Source organism: Geobacillus sp. 47C-IIb (genome assembly GCF_014679705.1).
Lineage (GTDB): Bacteria > Bacillota > Bacilli > Bacillales > Anoxybacillaceae > Geobacillus > Geobacillus thermodenitrificans.
In genome coordinates this window covers 919,733-938,774 of record NZ_CP061473.1, presented here as the reverse complement: position 1 = coordinate 938,774, position 19,042 = coordinate 919,733, and the positions used below count along the sequence as shown (strand labels likewise).

The following is a 19,042-nucleotide window of genomic DNA, read 5'->3' as shown; positions in this document are numbered from 1 at the left end:
GCACTCGCACGAGTGCTCTTTCTTATTAACGTGATTGATGTTAACACCTTAGCGTGTGAATTTCATTTTATAAAATCAAAGGTGATCCAACCATATGGCCAATGAACAAGTGCTGACAGCGGAGCAAGTGTTTGAACAGGCGGGCTGTTATTTGTCGGAACAAGATGTCGCCTTTTTAAAAAAGGCGTATGAATTTGCGAAACACGCCCACCGCGATCAATTCCGGAAGTCGGGCGAACCATATATCATCCATCCCATTCAAGTTGCCGGTATTTTGGCTGACTTGAAAATGGATGCGACGACGATCGCTGCTGGGTTTTTGCATGATGTCGTGGAAGATACCGAGGCGACAAAAGAGGACCTCGAGCGTGAATTCGGTGCGGATGTGGCGATGCTCGTCGATGGCGTGACGAAGCTCGGCAAAATTAAATATAAATCACAAGAGGAACAGCAGGCGGAAAACCACCGAAAAATGTTTTTGGCCATGGCGCAAGATATTCGCGTCATTTTAATTAAACTGGCCGATCGTTTGCATAACATGCGGACGTTAAAACATTTGCCAGCGGAAAAGCAGCGGCGCATCGCTAACGAAACGCTCGAAATTTTCGCCCCGCTCGCCCACCGTCTTGGCATTTCGAAAATTAAATGGGAGCTTGAGGATACCGCACTTCGTTATTTAAATCCGCAACAATATTACCGCATCGTCAACTTAATGAAGAAGAAGCGGGCTGAACGCGAGCAATATTTGGAAGAAGTCATTCAGGAAGTGCGTGAACGGCTCAATGAAGTGCATATTCCGTGTGAAATTTCCGGGCGGCCGAAACATATTTACAGCATTTACCGAAAAATGGTTATGCAAAATAAACAGTTTAATGAAATTTATGATTTGCTTGCCGTCCGCATTATCGTCAACAGTATTAAAGACTGCTATGCCGTGCTCGGCATCATCCATACGTGCTGGAAGCCGATGCCGGGGCGGTTCAAAGACTATATCGCCATGCCGAAGCCAAACATGTATCAGTCGCTCCATACAACGGTCATCGGGCCAAAAGGTGAGCCGCTCGAGGTGCAAATCCGCACGTTCGAAATGCACCAAATCGCCGAGTTCGGGATCGCTGCCCATTGGGCGTACAAGGAAGGAAAAACGGTGAAGCCGAACTCGTTTGAAGAAAAGTTGTCTTGGTTCAGGGAAATTTTAGAGTGGCAAAACGACGCCAGCAATGCCGAAGAGTTTATGGAGTCGCTGAAGATGGATTTGTTTTCCGACATGGTGTTCGTCTTCACGCCAAAAGGTGATGTCATCGAGCTGCCGGCCGGTTCGGTGCCGATTGATTTCGCCTACCGCATCCATTCAGAAATCGGCAATAAAACGATCGGTGCGAAAGTCAACGGAAAAATGGTGCCGCTTGATTATAAGCTGCAAACGGGCGACATCGTCGAAATTTTAACGTCGAAGCATTCGTATGGACCGAGCCAAGATTGGCTGAAGCTCGCCAAAACATCGCAGGCGCGCAACAAAATTCGTCAGTTTTTCAAAAAACAGCGACGGGAAGAAAACATTGATAAAGGCAAAGAGATGGTTGAAAAAGAAGTGCGCGGCCTCGGTTTCGAGCCGAAAGAAGTGATGACGGCTGACAACATAAAGCGCGTCGCGGAGAAATTCAATTTTTCGAACGAAGACGATATGTACGCAGCGGTTGGCTACCATGGAATTACGGCGGCGCAAATCGCCCATCGGTTGACGGAAAAATGGCGAAAGCAGCGCGATCTTGAAGAACAGCAGCGCAAACTGGCTGAAGCGGTCTCGGAAGCGAAGCTGCCGGCTGGCAAAAAACGTGACTGTGGCATTCGTGTCCAAGGAATCGACAACTTGCTCATCCGCTTGTCGCGCTGCTGTAACCCGGTGCCGGGCGATGAAATTATCGGCTTTATCACCCGCGGCCGCGGCATTTCCGTTCACCGCGCCGACTGCCCGAACGTGCAGGTGGAAGAGGCGGCTGACCGGTTGATTCCTGTTGAATGGGAAAGCGGCACAAATGGTGAGCGTGAGTATAACGTCGACATCGAAATTATCGGCTTTGATCGCCGCGGCTTGCTGAATGAAGTGCTGCAGGCTGTAAACGAGACGCGCACCGACATTTCCGCCGTCTCCGGCCGCTCGGATCATCGGCATAAAATCGCGACGATTCATATGACCATCGCCATTCATAACATCAGCCATTTGCAAAAAGTAGTGGAACGAATTAAACAAATTCCTGACATTTATTCAGTTCAGCGGCTGATGAACAACTAGGGGTGTCGAAAGGAGGGACACAATGAAAGCGGTCATCCAGCGGGCGAAGCAGGCGAGCGTCACCGTCAACGGCGAGGTCGTTGGAGCGATCGATGCGGGGCTTGTCGTGCTTCTTGGCGTCACGCACGAGGATACGGAGGCCGACGCCGCCTATTTAGCGGAGAAAATTGCTCATTTGCGCATCTTTGAAGATGAAAATGGAAAAATGAACCGTTCGTTGCTTGAAGTCGGCGGGGCGGTGCTGTCGGTGTCGCAGTTTACCCTTTACGGCGACTGTCGGAAAGGACGGCGGCCGAACTTTATGGCAGCAGCGAAACCGGATCGCGCCTTGCCGCTTTATGAGGCATTCAACACCTTCTTGCGCGGAAAAGGCATCCATGTCGAAACAGGAGTGTTCGGCGCAATGATGGACGTTTCGCTCACAAACGATGGACCAGTCACCTTGATTATCGACAGCGGTGACAAACCGGGAAACGAATGATGTTTCCCGGTTTTTTTATTTTCAGCGAAAAATGGGAAAGATGAAAACGAACCGGCGGCATAGAAAGGAGGAAAGGCGATGCGGCAAACGGGCAGAAGCAAGCAGGCGCACCGATCGAACGATGTGCTTTCCGCCGATTTCCACGAATGGCTGCGGCTGAAAGCCGAATATAGTGCCTTTGAGCTGGCGTCTGAGTTCGGCGTAACACTAAAAGATGTGCAGACGATGAAAAAACAGTGGTTTCGCCCGTGAACATGGCCAGTGCTAACGCTTCGGGTGGAGGAACGGCGTCTCGCGTGCGAGTGTTTAGGCATAGGTTCTATGGTGTCAAATTGGCTCGTCAGATGGATCTGCTTGTGAGAAAAGGGTGGACATGCGAAAGCCAAAACCAGCTGACCCGTCTCCAGGATGGGATCTTCGATAAATAAAGAGAGCCCCACTCCATTGTGTATCACATGGACACACCGTGCTCCACCCGAAGCTGGTTAGGCGCCATGGAAAAATTTTAAGTTATATCTATTGACAAAATACACACTTCTATATGATAATAAATATCGTATTAAAATCATTTTAATTTAAAGACTAGCCATTGCAGGAGGTAGATGAAGAATGTCTCTCGTAGGGAAAAAAGTAGAACCTTTCAAAGCACAAGCGTATCATAATGGAGATTTCGTTGAAGTTACGGAACAAAACTTCCTCGGAAAATGGAGCATCGTTTGCTTCTATCCGGCTGACTTTACGTTCGTATGCCCGACGGAGCTCGAAGATTTGCAAGACCATTATGCTACGTTCAAAGAACTTGGTGTGGAAGTGTACTCGGTTTCGACCGATACGCACTTTACTCATAAAGCATGGCATGACACATCGCCGACGATCAGCAAAATTGAATATGTCATGATCGGCGATCCTTCGCACCAATTGTCGCGCATGTTTGATGTGCTTGACGAAGAACAAGGTTTGGCTCAACGCGGCACGTTCATTATCGATCCGGACGGCGTCATCCAAGCGGTGGAAATCAACGCTGACGGCATTGGCCGCAAAGCTAGCGCATTGATTGATAAAATCAAAGCTGCTCAATATGTGCGCAACCATCCAGGTGAAGTGTGCCCGGCGAAATGGCAAGAAGGTGCTGAAACGCTGAAACCGAGTCTTGACCTTGTTGGCAAAATTTAAGGAGGCATTTGACAATGCTTGATGCTGACATCAAGGCACAACTCGCCCAGTACTTGCAATTGCTTGAAAATGACATTGTCTTGACAGTAAGCGCGGGAGACGACAACGTTTCCCGCGATATGCTTGCTTTAATCGATGAATTAACGGCGATGTCGCCGAAAATCAAAGTGGAAAAAGCAACGCTTGAACGAACGCCAAGCTTCAGCGTCAGCCGGGTCGGCGAAAACACCGGCGTCACCTTTGCTGGCGTTCCGTTAGGCCATGAGTTTACGTCTTTGGTGCTTGCCCTGCTTCAAGTGAGCGGGCGGCCGCCAAAAGTCAGCGAGGATGTGGTGCGCCGCATTCAACAAATTCGGGGCAAACATCATTTTGAAACGTACGTGAGCTTAACGTGCCATAACTGCCCGGATGTCGTTCAAGCGCTCAACATCATGAGCGTGCTCAACCCTGACATTTCGCATACGATGATTGATGGTGCGGCGTTTAAGGAAGAAGTTGAACAAAAAGGCATTATGGCGGTGCCGACCGTCTTTTTAAACGGCGAGATGTTCGCTAGCGGCCGCATGTCGCTTGAAGACATTCTCGCAAAATTAGGAAGCGAGCCGGACGCTGCTTCATTTGCCGATAAAGACCCGTTTGATGTGCTTGTCATCGGCGGCGGACCAGCGGGTGCGACAGCTGCCATTTATGCGGCGCGCAAAGGCATCCGCACCGGTATTGTCGCTGAGCGCTTCGGCGGACAAATTTTAGATACGCTCGGTATTGAGAACTTCATCAGCGTCAAATATACCGAAGGGCCGAAGCTGGCAGCCAGCATTGAGGAGCATGTCAAACAGTACGATGTCGACATCATGATCCAGCGTGCCAAACGGCTCGAGAAGAAAGATCTTATTGAAGTCGAGCTGGAAAACGGTGCTGTCCTGAAAAGCAAAACGGTGGTTATTTCCACTGGCGCACGTTGGCGCAATCTCGGTGTGCCGGGTGAGGAAGAGTTCAAAAACAAAGGGGTTGCCTACTGCCCGCATTGCGACGGCCCGCTGTTTGAAGGCAAGCACGTGGCGGTCATTGGCGGCGGTAACTCCGGCGTAGAAGCGGCGATTGACCTCGCTGGCATCGCTAAACATGTGACTGTGCTCGAGTTCGCTCCTGAATTAAAAGCGGATGCTGTTTTGCAGGAGCGATTGTATAGCTTGCCGAACGTGACGGTCATTAAAAATGCGCAAACGAAAGAAATTATCGGTACAGACAAAGTGAATGGCCTTACGTATATCGATCGCGAAACAGGGGAAGAGCACCATATCGAGTTGCAAGGTGTATTCGTTCAAATCGGACTTGTGCCGAATACAGAGTGGCTGGAAGGAACGGTTGAACGGAATCGCATCGGCGAAATCATCGTCGATAAACGCGGCGCGACAAATGTTGAAGGCGTCTTTGCCGCGGGCGATTGCACGGACAGCGCTTATAAGCAAATCATTATTTCCATGGGTTCAGGCGCTACTGCCGCATTGAGTGCGTTTGATTACTTAATTCGCCACTAAAAAGAGAGCCGAAAACGGCTCTCTTTTTACAAATGCCCATTCATGCATGATATCAATCAGACGCAGGCAAAGAGCTGTTTCACAGCAAAGACAACTTGACAACGTTCGGCTTTCTCCGTAATATAAAATTACATTTTCTATACGTGATAACCGATGACGGAGAAAAGTAGTTAAGGCCCACATGGCCAGAGAGGAAACGCCTGAGGCTGCGAGCGTTTCTCCATGATGGCTTAACGAAAGACACTCCATAGGTTTCCCTTTGAACGCGCTTTGCGCCAGTAAGGGGGAACGCGCGCCACGCGTTAGCGGCGACAAGAGGAAGCTGTATGCTTCAATTAGGGTGGCACCGCGGGAATGACGCTCTCGTCCCTATCGATGATGGGGATAAGGGCGTTTTTATTTTGGGCAAAGGAGGAAGAGTATGGCTTTTCAAATTCCAAGAGGGACACAAGATTTATTACCGGGTGAAACGGAAAAATGGCAATATGTCGAACAAGTGGCCCGCGACCTGTGTAGACGGTACGGCTATGAAGAAATACGGACGCCGATTTTTGAACATACGGAGCTGTTTTTACGTGGCGTTGGTGATACGACCGATATCGTCCAAAAAGAGATGTACACGTTTGAAGACAAAGGGGGCCGTGCGTTGACGCTCCGTCCGGAAGGAACCGCACCGGTCGTGCGGGCGTTCGTCGAGCATAAGCTGTACGGCAGCCCGAATCAGCCGGTCAAGTTGTATTATGCGGGACCAATGTTCCGTTATGAGCGGCCGGAAGCCGGACGGTTCCGCCAATTCGTCCAGTTTGGTGTTGAGGCAATTGGCAGCAGTGATCCGGCGATTGACGCCGAAGTGATGGCGTTAGCGATGCATATTTATAAGGCGCTTGGTTTAAAACGCATCCGGCTCGTAATCAACAGTTTAGGCGATGTAGACAGCCGCCGGGCGCATCGCGAAGCGCTTGTCCGCCATTTTTCTGACCGCATTCATGAACTGTGCCCGGACTGTCAGGCGCGGCTTGAGACGAATCCGCTCCGCATTCTCGATTGTAAAAAGGACCGCGACCATGAACTGATGGCGTCAGCACCGTCGATTTTAGACTATTTGAATGACGAATCGCGCGCGTATTTTGAGAAGGTGAAGCAATATTTAACGATGCTTGACATCCCGTTTGTCATTGACTCGCGGCTCGTGCGCGGCCTCGATTATTACAACCATACGACGTTTGAAATTATGAGCGAGGCTGAAGGGTTCGGCGCAGCGGCGACTCTTTGCGGCGGCGGACGCTATAACGGGCTTGTACAAGAAATTGGCGGCCCGGAAACGCCTGGCATCGGCTTTGCGTTAAGCATTGAACGGCTGCTGGCGGCGCTTGAAGCGGAAGGGATTGAACTGCCGATCCATCGAGGAATCGATTGCTATGTTGTCGCTGTCGGTGAGCGGGCAAAAGATGAAACTGTCCGCCTCGTTTACGAATTGCGCCGTGCCGGCCTGCGTGTGGAGCAAGACTATTTAGGTCGAAAAATGAAGGCACAGCTGAAGGCAGCTGACCGTCTTGGCGCATCATTCGTTGCCATCATCGGCGACGAGGAGCTGGAAAAACAGACAGCAGCTGTGAAACACATGGCGAGCGGCGAGCAAACTGATGTGCCGCTTGGAGAGTTGGCGTCCTTTTTAATAGAACGAACAAAACGGGAGGAGTAAAAAGTGGAACGAACGTATTATTGTGGTGAAGTGCCGGAAACGGCCGTCGGCGAGCGTGTTGTGCTCAAAGGCTGGGTGCAGAAGCGCCGTGACTTGGGTGGGTTGATTTTCATCGATTTACGTGACCGGACAGGCATTGTCCAAGTTGTCGCCAGCCCAGATGTCTCGGTCGAGGCGCTGGCGACAGCGGAGCGCGTACGGAGCGAATATGTGCTAAGTGTTGAAGGGACGGTCGTCGCCCGCGCACCGGAGACGGTCAATCCGAACATTGCGACCGGCCGCATCGAAGTTCATGCGGAGCGCATCGACATTATCAATGAAGCGAAAACGCCGCCGTTTGCGATTGCTGATGACACAGATGCGGCGGAAGATGTGCGTTTGAAATACCGGTACTTGGATTTGCGCCGCCCGACCATGTTTCAAACACTTGAGCTTCGTCATAAAGTGGCGAAGGCGGTGCGCAACTTTTTAGACGGCGAACGCTTTTTAGAAGTGGAGACGCCAATGTTGACGAAAAGCACACCGGAAGGGGCGCGCGATTATTTAGTGCCAAGCCGCGTTCATCCGGGGGAATTTTACGCCTTGCCGCAGTCGCCGCAAATTTTTAAGCAGCTTTTGATGGTCGGCGGTTTTGAACGCTATTACCAAATCACTCGTTGCTTCCGCGATGAAGATTTGCGCGCTGACCGCCAGCCAGAGTTTACGCAAATTGACATTGAAATGTCGTTTGTCGACCAAGAAGACATCATCGATTTAACCGAACGGATGATGGCGGCGGTCGTCAAAGCAACTAAAGGGATTGACATTCCGCGCCCATTTCCACGCATCACATATGACGAAGCGATGAGCCGTTACGGTTCCGATAAGCCGGACGTACGTTTTGGCCTTGAGCTTGTCGATGTGTCGGAAGCGGTCCGCGGCTCCGCGTTTCAAGTGTTCGCCCGCGCCGTTGAGCAAGGTGGTCAAGTGAAGGCAATCAACGTAAAAGGAGCGGCGAGCCGTTATTCGCGTAAAGACATTGACGCGTTAGCGGAGTTTGCCGGCCGCTACGGAGCGAAAGGGCTCGCTTGGTTAAAAGTTGAAGGAGGGGAGCTGAAAGGGCCGATCGCCAAGTTTTTCGTCGATGATGAGCAAACAGCGCTGCGCCAGCTGCTTGCTGCCGAAGATGGGGATTTGCTGTTGTTTGTTGCTGACGAGAAGGCGATTGTCGCGGCGGCTCTTGGTGCGTTGCGGTTAAAGCTCGGCAAAGAGCTTGGCTTGATCGATGAAACAAAGCTCGCTTTTTTATGGGTAACAGATTGGCCGCTTTTAGAGTACGACGAAGAAGAAGGCCGCTATTACGCCGCCCACCATCCGTTTACGATGCCGGTGCGTGACGATATCCCGCTGCTTGAGACAAACCCAGGCGCTGTTCGGGCGCAGGCGTATGATTTAGTGTTAAACGGCTATGAGCTTGGCGGCGGTTCGCTCCGTATTTTTGAGCGCGATGTACAAGAAAAAATGTTCCGCGCTCTAGGATTTGACCAGGAAGAGGCGCGCCGCCAGTTTGGCTTCCTGCTTGAGGCGTTTGAATATGGCACTCCGCCGCATGGCGGTATCGCCCTCGGCCTCGATCGACTTGTGATGCTCTTAGCTGGGCGCACAAACTTGCGCGATACGATCGCCTTCCCGAAAACTGCGAGCGCCAGCTGCCTGCTTACTGAAGCGCCGGGACCGGTCAGTGAAAAACAACTGAAAGAGTTGCATTTGGCTGTGGTGCTTCCTGACCAGCAATAACGGCGTCTGAAAGAGAAACATCAGCAGCAGATGGTTCACAAACGCTGAAAAATATGATAAAATGAGAACAACCAATCAACCGTCCTGATGTGTTCGTCGGGTCACCCATCGTTTTGACCGAACAGTCGATGATCCGGGAGCCCGGGGTTTCCAAGCGGCGTGCATGCCTCTTCGTTGCAGGGGGAAGCGCAAACCTTGGAACAGGGCACCCACCTATGTGGGAGCGGGTTCAAAACGAAGGCATCGACGGCACGATTGGGACTGGTATACATAGGAGAATGAAAGAACCATTCCCCCTATGCGAAGCGCATAGGGGATTTTGTTTTGGCAACAAAATGCCGTTGCCACATCGGCTGACTTCATGTAGGATAGAAAGCGGCATAACGATTAATTTCTGAATAAATGGAGAGGAGAACGATGCTGCATCAATTTTCTCGCAATGAACTGGCGATTGGTCCTGAAGGGCTTGAGAAATTAAAAAATGCCACCGTCGCTGTGCTTGGCGTCGGCGGCGTCGGGTCGTTCGCTGTCGAGGCGCTCGCCCGTTCCGGTGTTGGCCGGCTTGTACTTGTTGACCGAGACAACGTCGATATTACGAACATTAATCGGCAAATTCATGCTTTATTGTCGACCATCGGCCGTCCGAAAGTTGAATTGATGAAAGAGCGCATTGCTGACATTAACCCGGCGTGCGAAGTGATCGCTTTGCAAATGTTTTATACGGAAGAGACGTACGAGCAGTTTTTTGCTTATAACTTGGATTTTGTCATCGATGCGTCCGATACGATTATGTATAAAGTGCATTTAATGAAGCAATGCCTTGAGCGCGGCATCCCGATCATCTCAAGCATGGGAGCGGCGAACAAAATGGATCCGACGCGTTTTCGCATTGCTGATATTTCGAAAACGCACACCGATCCGATCGCCAAAGTGATTCGTGCGAAACTTCGTAAAGAAGGCATCCGCCGCGGCATTCCGGTCGTCTTTTCCGACGAGAAACCGGTGAAAATTCGCGAAGACGTCCGCCAAGTCGTCGGTAATGATGCCTCGCCGATTCGCAAAGCGAAAATGCCGCCATCATCGAACGCTTTCGTCCCGTCAGTTGCCGGGCTCATTATGGCGTCGTATGTAATTAACGAACTGTTGAAAGACATCCCGATTGCTCGTGTTGGCGAATGAAAACGTAATTGGTCATAAACAAGAGGTGATGAACTCCATCACCTCTTGTTTTATTATGAATGAGCCATTGGTTCGTTTTGTTCGCCCGTTTCCGCAAGAAGTAGATGTGCGAGAGAAAAGCGTTCACCTTCTTCAGAAGCAAGCTGGCGGGCGCGAGTCATAATTTTGATGAGCGCCTCGTAATCTTCTTGAACGGTCATCTGTCGTGCCTCGAGGCGCGATAGCTTTTGTGCCAGCTGCTCGTTGCGCGCTTGCCATTCGGCTCGTTCGCGTTTCAGCCGCTCATTTTCCTGGCGGACGGTCTCCAACTGTTCCGCATCGCGCCGTAGCGTTTGCAAAAAGGAAATGCATTGGTCGAGCGTCAGCGGAGCAGCCGGGAGAAACGGGGATGACCCTTCGGCAGACGTGTTCTTATCAGGAACGCTCAATGTGATAGCGTTCGCTTCTTTTTGCCATTTTTTCACCATCTCTAACGCTCGTTTTCGCTCTTTTCGTTGCTTTTTTGCCTGTTCAATGGCGTCGAGATACCGTTTCCGCACTTCGGCGTTCCAGCGGAAGCCGCATGCTGCCGCTGTCCGGTGCAACTGTCTTCCGACCTCTTCAAAAGCGGCGAGTTGGGTCTTTCCTTCGCGTATGTATTGCAGTACCGTCTCAGCGAGCAGTACGTCTTCTTCGTGTGACCATGCATCTTGTCTTGTTTTCATGCTGTCCACCCCGCAAAGATAATGTTGATATGATAATAGTTTTTCCGTTGTTTTTCTAATTTAAACTTCGCTCCCTTCATTTTTGCCATTTTCCCTCCTGCTTATCCAGCGTTGCTCCAACGGTGCTTGAACAAAGATGTAAGGCGCGAGGTGCTTCAACATAACGAAGCTGCACAGTCTCAATCAACCAGTCTACTACATAGCACCAAAAGGAGCGGGCGTTTTATGACATGGGCAGTAAGGTTGTATTTGACGAAGCGGCCGCTGTACAATGAAACGAAGGAGGGGTCAGCATGCGAAAAACGACGGAACCGTTGGCAGTACGGATGCGGCCGCGGACGATTGATGACATCGTTGGGCAGGAACATATCATCGGACCAGAGACGCCGCTTTATAAAATGATTAAGAAAGGGTATGTGCCCTCGCTATTGCTTTACGGGGAGCCGGGGACAGGGAAGACGTCGCTCGCTTACGCCATCGCCCGCACTGCCGAGCGGGAGCTGATCGCCATCAATGCGACGTCAGCCGGAAAGAAGGAGATCGAAGAGGCGGCCGAAGCGGCTCGTTGGTCAGGCAATGTCCTTTTGTTTATCGACGAGATTCACCGCTTGAATAAGGCGCAGCAAGATGTGCTGCTTCCACATCTTGAATCAGGGCTCGTGACGTTGATCGGGGCGACGACGGAAAATCCGTTTCATGAGGTCAATCCAGCGATCCGCAGCCGCTGTGGGCAAATTCAGCAATTAAAGCGGCTTAAGCCGGCTGATATACTCGTGATTTTGAAACGAGCGCTTGCTGACTCGGAACGCGGGGTCGGAGAGACGCCGGTGATCATCGCTGAGGAACTGTTATGGCGCATTGCCGAGGCGGCCGGTGGGGATGCACGCGCAGCACTCTCTCTTCTTGAGGCGGCGGTCGCCGCTGCTGATGAACGCGACGGGTGTTTGTATATTGATGAGAACATCATAGCGTCGTGTACCGCCAATCGAGGGTTTACTCATGACAAATACGGCGATACATACTATTCGCTGCTTTCCGCGTTTCAAAAAAGTGTGCGCGGCAGCGATGCCGATGCTGCGCTTCATTATTTGGCGCGCCTGCTTGAAGGAGGGGATTTGGCCGCCGTCTGCCGGCGGTTGCTCGTCATTGCCTACGAAGATATCGGGCTCGCCAACCCGATGATGGGGGTGAAAGTGCAGGCAGCCGTGGAGGCAGCGGAGCGGATCGGGCTGCCGGAGGCGCGCATTCCGCTCGCTGTTGTGACGATTGAACTTTGTTTGAGCCCGAAATCAAACAGCGCCTACAAGGCGCTTGATGCGGCATTGGCTGACGTGCGGGCCGGCAAGCTCGGCGAGATTCCGGATCATTTAAAAGATGCTCATTATAAAGGAGCGTCCATACTTGGGCATGGCCAAGGCTATTTATATCCGCACGATTATCCAAACGGCTGGGTAGCTCAAGCCTATTTACCCGTTTCTATTGAAGGAACTCGCTATTATGAACCGAAAGAGCATGGCGAGGAGAAATATTATGCCAAAGTGTACCGACGGCTTCAGCAGTTGAAACAAGAGGACAATGTTGAGCCGTGAATGGAAGAAGCATTTATGATATAATAACACAGGCGATTGGCTCAACAGGGGAGGCGCATCCATAATGGCTCATAACGATATCCCATGGCTGCGTTGGGACATTGCCTTTTTCGGTTTGCTCGCCATGTCATTTGGCATCGTGTTGACAATTACAGCCGATATCGGCTGCGTACCGTGGGATATGCTTCATATTGGGTGGCAACGACAATTTGGTTTGACGATCGGCGCGTGGTCGATCATTGCCGGGCTGATAGTGCTTGCGGCTTCCTCATTGCTCGTAAAGCGACCATCGCGTCTTGGCGCTTTTTTGAATATAGTGACGGTTGGAATTTTGATCGATGGATGGATGATAATTCCATATCTCAAAACACCTGAATGGCCGCTTGAGCAATATGCAATGGTAATGTCGGGCATCATAGTGATTAGCTATGGCATGAGGTTATATATTTCTGCTGGCGTTGGTGCTGATCCACGCGACAGTTCCATGCTCGCCTTGACCGTGCTGACTAGGTGGAAGGGAGCGTACATGGGAATGGAAGCGCTCGTGTTGCTTATCGGTTGGCTGCTTGGTGGGCCGATGTTGTTTGGCACGCTTCTTTTTTGCGTGATGATCGGCTCGAGTGCCGGCTTGGTGTTGCCGCAATACTGGAAAAATAACCAGCCGTCTGCTTGGAGTGACAAGCGCTCACGTGGAAGGGTTAAGTCGTTAGGGGGGATATGATGAAAATCTCGACGAAGGGCCGGTACGGGTTGACGATTATGATCGAATTAGCCAAAAAATATGGGGATCGTCCGATTTCGCTTCGTTCGATCGCCAGGGCGAACAATTTATCCGAACATTATTTGGAACAACTTGTCACGCCGCTGCGCAACGCTGGGCTTGTCAAAAGCATTCGTGGGGCGTATGGCGGTTACGTGCTTGCCGAGCATCCGGCCAAAATTACGGCCGGCGATATTCTTCGTGTGCTTGAAGGACCGATTACTCCGGTCGAGGAACTTGAAGAGGAGGAGCCGGCAAAGCGTGAGTTGTGGATCCGCATCCGTGATGCGGTCGAGGAAGTGCTTGATAGCACGACATTGGAAGATTTGGCGAAGTATAACGACGGAGATGAAGGAGCATATATGTTTTATATTTAAGCGATAGAAAGGAGAATGAGCGTTGGAACGGATTTATTTGGACCATGCCGCCACGGCTCCCGTGCATCCAGATGTGGCAGCCGGTATGGTCCATTGGATGACCGAACAGTTCGGCAACCCGTCAAGCATCCATTATTTTGGTCGACAAAGCCGCCGTGCGATTGACGAAGCAAGGGCAACCATCGCTCGCAGCCTCGGGGCGAAAGAGACAGAAATTGTGTTTACAAGTGGCGGTACGGAAGCGGATAACTTTGCGCTCATCGGGACGGCGATGGCCAACCGGGGGCGCGGCAATCATATTATTACGACTGCTATCGAGCATCACGCTGTGTTGCGTGCTTGTGAATATTTGGAAAAACAAGGGTTTGACGTGACGTATTTGCCGGTTGATGAACAAGGGCTTGTGTCGGTCGATGATGTAAAAGCTGCGCTGCGCGATGAGACGATTTTAGTGTCGGTCATGTTTGCCAACAATGAAGTTGGTACGATCCAGCCGATCCGTGAAATCGGCGCGTTGCTTCGTGATCACCCGGCCTATTTTCACACCGACGCCGTCCAAGCGTATGGGTTGCTCTCCATCGATGTGAATGAATATGGGGTCGATTTGTTGTCACTCTCAAGCCATAAAATTAATGGCCCGAAAGGAAGCGGGGCATTGTATGTTCGGGAGACGGTCCGCATTACTCCGCTGCTTTTTGGCGGTGAACAAGAGCGGAAACGGCGCGCTGGCACGGAAAACGTCCCCGGTATCATCGGTTTGGCGCGGGCAGCGGAAATCGCCGAGCGGACGAGGGAGGAAAAGCACAAACAGTACACGGCTTGGCGCGAGGCAATGCTTGATATTTTTCGCTCATCGGGCATTGACTATGTAGTTAACGGCAGTCAAGACGGTCTGCCGCATATTTTAAACGTTGCTTTTCCGGGAACGAACGTTGAATCGCTGCTTGTGAATTTGGATTTAGCCGGCATCGCCGCTTCAAGTGGCTCGGCATGTACGGCTGGTTCGATCGACCCATCTCACGTGCTTGTTGCCATGTGTGGAAAACAGTCCGAGCGCATCCGCTCGTCCGTTCGTTTCAGCTTCGGACTGGGCAACACGAATGAGCAAATTGAACGAGCCGCGGAAGAAACGGTAAAGATCGTCAAACGGCTCACGAACCAGTGAGGGGTGAAGCAGCATGAACAAAGCACCGCATGAAACGCGCGTTGTTGTTGGCATGTCCGGCGGAGTTGACTCATCTGTCGCTGCGCTATTGTTAAAAGAGCAAGGATATGATGTGATCGGCATTTTTATGAAAAACTGGGATGACACCGACGAAAACGGCGTCTGCACAGCGACGGAAGACTACGAAGATGTCGTGCGCGTCTGCAACCAAATCGGCATCCCATACTATGCAGTCAACTTTGAAAAGCAATATTGGGACAAAGTGTTTACGTATTTTTTGAATGAATATAAAGCTGGACGGACGCCGAATCCGGACGTGATGTGCAATAAAGAAATTAAGTTCAAGGCGTTTTTGGAGCATGCTATGTCGATCGGCGCCGATTATGTCGCGACCGGCCACTATGCCCGCGTCGAGTTTCGCGACGGCGAATACAAAATGTTGCGCGGGGCCGATCCGAACAAAGACCAAACGTACTTTTTGAATCAACTTGGCCAAGCTCAGCTGTCGAAAGTGATGTTCCCGATCGGTCATTTGCAGAAAGCCGATGTCCGTCGGATCGCAAAAGAAGCGGGGCTTGCCACCGCTGGGAAAAAAGACAGCACCGGCATTTGCTTTATCGGTGAGCGCGATTTCAAAGAGTTTTTAAGCCACTACTTGCCGGCTCAGCCAGGGGTGATGAAAACGCTCGATGGCGAGGTGAAAGGGCGGCATGATGGAGTGATGTATTACACGATCGGCCAGCGTCACGGACTTGGCATCGGCGGCAGCGGCGAACCGTGGTTTGTCGTCGGCAAAGATGTGCGCGAAAACGTGCTTTACGTGGCCCAAGGGTTTGAAAACGAATATTTGTATTCCACTTCGTTAAAAGCGGTGGACGTCAATTGGGTGTCCGATCGCAAACCGGAAGCACCGTTCCGCTGCACGGCGAAATTCCGCTACCGCCAGCCGGATATCGGTGTCATGGTTCATCCGCTTGCGGACGGCAAGGTGGAAGTCGTCTTTGATGCACCGGCGCGGGCGGTGACGCCGGGGCAGGCTGTTGTCTTTTACAACGGAGATGAATGTCTCGGTGGCGGCACGATTGACGAAGTGTTCCGCAACGGTGAAAAGCTTTGGTATGTCGGCTGATTGCACGAGCGGAAGAAAAACCTCAACCCGGAGTCGGGTTGAGGTGTTTTTTGCAATTGCTCGAAAAGAACGAACATATGTGCTAAACTAGAAGTAGGAGGGATGAGCGTGGCCAATCTCAATGAACAGGGGTTAGCGCATATGCGCGCAGGAGAGTACGAAGAAGCGCTTCGCTGCTTTTCTGAAGCAGTGAATGAACATCCGGATGACCCGGCTGGTTATATTAACATCGGTACCGTTCTTGCCGCTGCCGGCGAGGAAGAGAAGGCGCTCGAATGCTTCCGACAGGCGCTTATGCTTGATGAGCGAGCAGCGGCAGCCTATTATGGCATCGGTACGGTCCACTACAGGCGCGAGCAGTTTGCTCAGGCGAAAGATATGTTTGAACGGGCGCTGGCGCTCGGGCTGAATGATGCGGATACGCATTTTATGCTTGGAATGTCATTATGTCGGCTTGAGATGCCGCGCTTGGCGCTGCCGTATTTGCAGCGGGCCGCTGAACTGAATGAAGAAGATGCCGAAGCGCTCTTTCAACTTGGTCTTTGTCTCGCTGCTCTCGATTATGTCGATGAGGCGAAACGGTATTTCGAAAAAACGTTGGAACGGAATCCGCGCCATGCGGATGCGTACTACAATTTAGGCGTCATTTATGCGTACAAAGATGATCTGGCCGCTGCCCGTGATTTATTTGCCGCCGCTTTAGATGCCAACCCGGATCACGTGCTCGCCGGGTACGGAAAGAAACTGATGGAAAAGCGGCTTGCGCCGTAAAAGGCAGGGGATGACTGTTGCAAGAGCAGCAATCGCTTGCGCTGGACGGCCGCACGTTTATTAAAGGGGTGTGTTTGGCCGTCATTTTTCATAACGAGGAGACGTTGTATACCGTTGTCCGTATCCGCGTCGAAGAAACGAATGAAGCGGCTGCGGAGGAAGAAGTGGTCGTCACCGGCTATTTTCCACGTTTAAATGAAGGGGACGTGTACATCTTTTACGGGCAATTCCGCCAACATCCGCGCTTTGGCCGCCAGTATGCGGCCGAGCAGTTCCGCAAACAGCTTCCGAACACGAAAGAAGGAGTCATCGATTATTTGTCGAGCGGCTTGTTTAAGGGGATCGGCAAAAAAACAGCGACAGCGATTGTCGATGCGCTTGGTGAAAACGCGATCGCCGCCATTTTGCGTGATCCAGGAGCGCTCGAACGCGTGCCCAAGCTGACGAAACAAAAAGCGAAGCAATTGTACGAAACGCTCTGCGCCCACGAAGGGCTCGAACAGACGATGATCGCCCTCGCTCAGCTCGGTTTTGGTCCACAGCTGGCAATGAAAATTTACCAAGTATACGGCGAAGAGACAATGGACATCATTCATGAAAACCCGTACAAGCTCGTCGAAGATATTGAAGGGATCGGTTTTGGTCGCGCCGATGAGCTCGGGCGGCAGCTCGGCATTTCCGGCAGTCATCCAGCCCGGCTGCGCGCCGCTTGTCTGTTTGTCCTTGAGCAGGCATGCTTGCAAGAAGGGCACGTCTACATGAAGAAAGAAGAGCTCGTCAGCCGCATTGGGGAGCTGCTTGGCGGAAGGTCGAACGGAGCGGTTGATGGACAAGCCATCGAACAGACGCTCCTTATGTTAAGCGAAGAAGGAAAGATGATCGCGGAACAAGGCCGCTATTATCTTCCTTCGCTTTACTTCGCCGAAAAAGGGATCGCTTCTAACATTCGGCGGTTGCTCGGGCAAACGCCACCATCGGCCTCATTTCCGGAGTCGGAGTTTTTGCTGGCGCTCGGGGCGCTTGAAGAACGACTCGGGATGCAATATGCTCCGCAGCAAAAAGAAGCGATTCAACGGGCGCTGTCTTCGCCGCTCTTTATTTTGACGGGAGGTCCAGGAACAGGAAAAACAACGGTCATTAAAGGAATTGTTGAGCTGTTTGCGGTTCTAAATGGCATATCACTTTCCCCCGACGATTACAAAAACGGTGAACCGTTTCCTGTGCTGCTCGCTGCTCCGACTGGACGGGCTGCAAAGCGGATGAGTGAGGCGACCGGGCTGCCGGCGGCGACGATTCACCGGCTGCTCGGCTGGAATGGAGCGGAAGGGTTCAGCCACGATGAAAATGAGCCGATTGCCGGTAAGCTGCTTGTCGTCGATGAGGTGTCGATGGTCGATACGTGGTTGGCTAATCACCTGTTAAAAGCGGTGCCTAATGGGATGCAAGTCATCTTCGTTGGCGATGAAGACCAGCTTCCATCCGTCGGGCCAGGGCAAGTGTTGAAAGATTTGCTCGAGTCGGGTGTTATCCCGTCCGTGCGGCTGACCGAGGTGTACCGCCAGGCGGAAGGGTCATCGATTATCGAGCTCGCCCATGAGATGAAGCGTGGGAACGTGCCGGCCGACTTGACTGCCCCGAAGGCGGATCGTTCGTTCATCCGCTGCCGCGCCGGACAAGTGGCTAGTGTCGTGCGTCAAATCGCCGAAAATGCGCGTAACAAAGGGTTTTCCGTCAAAGACATTCAAGTGCTCGCTCCGATGTACCGCGGCCCAGCCGGTATCGATCAGCTAAACAAAGTGCTGCAGGAGCTGTTTAATCCACCAACGGATGGGAAGCGAGAACTTTCCGTTGGCGACGTAGTGTATCGCGTCGGCGATAAAGTGCTCCAGCTCGTCAATCAACCGGAAGACAACGTGTTTAACGGCGATATCGGTGAAGTCGTGGCCATTTTTTATGCCAAAGAAAATACAGAAAAGCAAGATTTGCTCGTCGTCTCATTTGACGGCATTGAAGTGACGTATACAAGGCAAGATTTAGCGCAAATTACCCATGCATATTGCTGCTCCGTCCATAAGGCGCAAGGGAGCGAGTTTCCGATTGTCATTTTGCCTGTTGTCAAAAGTTATTACCGGATGTTGAAGCGGAATTTGTTGTATACGGCGGTGACAAGAAGCAAACAATTTCTGATTTTATGCGGGGAGGAAGAAGCATTCCGGTTTGGTGTTGCCCAGCGGGGCGACGGAGCGCGCCAGACGGCGCTTGCAGAAAAGTTGGCGGCTTCGACTGCGCTGTTTGTCGAAGGGGAACTGCCGCTTGAGGATGCGAACATCGGGATGGAAAACGTTACGCCGTATGACTTTATGGACGATGGGTCAAGCTAAAAGTGGCTGGAAAGGTGGGAGAAT

At 51.8% G+C, this 19,042-nt stretch carries 16 protein-coding genes, 1 other RNA gene and 1 other annotated feature; of the genes, 16 read left to right on the top strand and 1 reads right to left on the bottom strand.

Annotation, left to right across the window (positions count from 1 at the left end):
• The first annotated feature begins 94 nt into the window (after positions 1 to 94).
• From IC804_RS04780 to IC804_RS04740, 9 genes are all read left to right on the top strand, one after another.
• Positions 95 to 2,293 carry a RelA/SpoT family protein gene (locus tag IC804_RS04780; protein ID WP_011887887.1) on the top strand — a complete coding sequence of 733 codons (2,199 nt, stop codon included), beginning with the start codon at positions 95 to 97 and terminating at the stop codon, positions 2,291 to 2,293.
• A gap of 22 nt (positions 2,294 to 2,315) precedes the next feature.
• The gene (gene dtd, locus IC804_RS04775; protein ID WP_008881035.1) at positions 2,316 to 2,774 is read left to right on the top strand and encodes a D-aminoacyl-tRNA deacylase; all 459 of its coding nucleotides are present in this window, start codon (positions 2,316 to 2,318) and stop codon (positions 2,772 to 2,774) included.
• 78 nt (positions 2,775 to 2,852) lie between these two features.
• Entirely contained in the window at positions 2,853 to 3,026 is a 174-nt protein-coding gene (locus IC804_RS04770) for a hypothetical protein (protein ID WP_008881034.1), read from the top strand.
• Positions 3,027 to 3,383: 357 nt separating this feature from the next.
• Complete coding sequence (ahpC, locus tag IC804_RS04765; RefSeq protein ID WP_008881033.1) at positions 3,384 to 3,947, top strand: alkyl hydroperoxide reductase subunit C; 564 nt, start codon at positions 3,384 to 3,386, stop codon at positions 3,945 to 3,947.
• A 14-nt stretch (positions 3,948 to 3,961) separates the two neighbouring features.
• Positions 3,962 to 5,485, top strand: a complete 1,524-nt coding sequence (ahpF, locus tag IC804_RS04760; protein ID WP_081156950.1) for an alkyl hydroperoxide reductase subunit F — start codon at positions 3,962 to 3,964, stop codon at positions 5,483 to 5,485.
• A gap of 144 nt (positions 5,486 to 5,629) precedes the next feature.
• Positions 5,630 to 5,859: a binding site (T-box leader), on the top strand.
• Between the two features lie 47 nt (positions 5,860 to 5,906).
• Complete coding sequence (hisS, locus tag IC804_RS04755; RefSeq protein WP_081156963.1) at positions 5,907 to 7,187, top strand: histidine--tRNA ligase; 1,281 nt, start codon at positions 5,907 to 5,909, stop codon at positions 7,185 to 7,187.
• Between the two features lie 3 nt (positions 7,188 to 7,190).
• On the top strand, positions 7,191 to 8,963 hold the full coding sequence (gene aspS / locus IC804_RS04750; protein ID WP_008881030.1) for an aspartate--tRNA ligase: 1,773 nt from the start codon (positions 7,191 to 7,193) through the stop codon (positions 8,961 to 8,963).
• Positions 8,964 to 9,041: 78 nt separating this feature from the next.
• A non-coding RNA gene (ssrS, locus tag IC804_RS04745) (6S RNA) lies at positions 9,042 to 9,229 on the top strand.
• A 151-nt stretch (positions 9,230 to 9,380) separates the two neighbouring features.
• Entirely contained in the window at positions 9,381 to 10,142 is a 762-nt protein-coding gene (locus tag IC804_RS04740; protein ID WP_008881029.1) for a tRNA threonylcarbamoyladenosine dehydratase, read from the top strand.
• 53 nt (positions 10,143 to 10,195) lie between these two features.
• Here IC804_RS04740 and IC804_RS04735 read toward each other — a convergent pair whose 3' ends face one another.
• Positions 10,196 to 10,846: an RsfA family transcriptional regulator gene (locus IC804_RS04735; protein ID WP_008881028.1), complete on the bottom strand. Its 651-nt coding sequence runs from the start codon at positions 10,844 to 10,846 to the stop codon at positions 10,196 to 10,198.
• A 293-nt stretch (positions 10,847 to 11,139) separates the two neighbouring features.
• Here IC804_RS04735 and IC804_RS04730 point away from each other — a divergent pair, with 293 nt between their 5' ends.
• From IC804_RS04730 to IC804_RS04700, 7 genes are all read left to right on the top strand, one after another.
• Entirely contained in the window at positions 11,140 to 12,435 is a 1,296-nt protein-coding gene (locus IC804_RS04730) for a replication-associated recombination protein A (RefSeq protein WP_008881026.1), read from the top strand.
• Positions 12,436 to 12,499: 64 nt separating this feature from the next.
• Positions 12,500 to 13,156, top strand: a complete 657-nt coding sequence (locus IC804_RS04725; protein ID WP_081156965.1) for a YczE/YyaS/YitT family protein — start codon at positions 12,500 to 12,502, stop codon at positions 13,154 to 13,156.
• On the top strand, positions 13,156 to 13,572 hold the full coding sequence (gene cymR, locus IC804_RS04720) for a cysteine metabolism transcriptional regulator CymR (RefSeq protein ID WP_008881024.1): 417 nt from the start codon (positions 13,156 to 13,158) through the stop codon (positions 13,570 to 13,572). The genes IC804_RS04725 and cymR overlap by 1 nt, the downstream gene beginning before the upstream one ends.
• Before the next feature lie 22 nt (positions 13,573 to 13,594).
• A complete protein-coding gene (locus IC804_RS04715; RefSeq protein ID WP_011887880.1) occupies positions 13,595 to 14,737 on the top strand; it encodes a cysteine desulfurase family protein in 1,143 nt (380 codons plus the stop codon).
• Positions 14,738 to 14,750: 13 nt separating this feature from the next.
• Positions 14,751 to 15,866, top strand: coding sequence for a tRNA 2-thiouridine(34) synthase MnmA (gene mnmA, locus IC804_RS04710; protein ID WP_081156967.1), 1,116 nt, complete (start codon positions 14,751 to 14,753; stop codon positions 15,864 to 15,866).
• A 108-nt stretch (positions 15,867 to 15,974) separates the two neighbouring features.
• Entirely contained in the window at positions 15,975 to 16,637 is a 663-nt protein-coding gene (locus IC804_RS04705) for a tetratricopeptide repeat protein (RefSeq protein ID WP_008881021.1), read from the top strand.
• 17 nt (positions 16,638 to 16,654) lie between these two features.
• Positions 16,655 to 19,018 (top strand): SF1B family DNA helicase RecD2, encoded by a 2,364-nt coding sequence (locus IC804_RS04700; RefSeq protein ID WP_008881020.1) that lies wholly within the window; start codon positions 16,655 to 16,657, stop codon positions 19,016 to 19,018.
• Positions 19,019 to 19,042 lie beyond the last annotated feature (24 nt).

What these genes read in the sequence shown, in the direction of transcription:
- dtd (WP_008881035.1), top strand. Translation starts at nt 2,316, where the DNA reads ATGAAAGCGGTCATCCAGCGGGCGAAGCAGGCGAGCGTCACCGTCAAC.
- IC804_RS04725 (WP_081156965.1), top strand. Translation starts at nt 12,500, where the DNA reads ATGGCTCATAACGATATCCCATGGCTGCGTTGGGACATTGCCTTTTTC.
- mnmA (WP_081156967.1), top strand. Translation starts at nt 14,751, where the DNA reads ATGAACAAAGCACCGCATGAAACGCGCGTTGTTGTTGGCATGTCCGGC.
- ahpF (WP_081156950.1), top strand. Translation starts at nt 3,962, where the DNA reads ATGCTTGATGCTGACATCAAGGCACAACTCGCCCAGTACTTGCAATTG.
- IC804_RS04735 (WP_008881028.1), bottom strand. Translation starts at nt 10,846, where the DNA reads ATGAAAACAAGACAAGATGCATGGTCACACGAAGAAGACGTACTGCTC.
- IC804_RS04780 (WP_011887887.1), top strand. Translation starts at nt 95, where the DNA reads ATGGCCAATGAACAAGTGCTGACAGCGGAGCAAGTGTTTGAACAGGCG.
- IC804_RS04770 (WP_008881034.1), top strand. Translation starts at nt 2,853, where the DNA reads ATGCGGCAAACGGGCAGAAGCAAGCAGGCGCACCGATCGAACGATGTG.
- hisS (WP_081156963.1), top strand. Translation starts at nt 5,907, where the DNA reads ATGGCTTTTCAAATTCCAAGAGGGACACAAGATTTATTACCGGGTGAA.
- IC804_RS04730 (WP_008881026.1), top strand. Translation starts at nt 11,140, where the DNA reads ATGCGAAAAACGACGGAACCGTTGGCAGTACGGATGCGGCCGCGGACG.
- cymR (WP_008881024.1), top strand. Translation starts at nt 13,156, where the DNA reads ATGAAAATCTCGACGAAGGGCCGGTACGGGTTGACGATTATGATCGAA.
- IC804_RS04740 (WP_008881029.1), top strand. Translation starts at nt 9,381, where the DNA reads ATGCTGCATCAATTTTCTCGCAATGAACTGGCGATTGGTCCTGAAGGG.
- ahpC (WP_008881033.1), top strand. Translation starts at nt 3,384, where the DNA reads ATGTCTCTCGTAGGGAAAAAAGTAGAACCTTTCAAAGCACAAGCGTAT.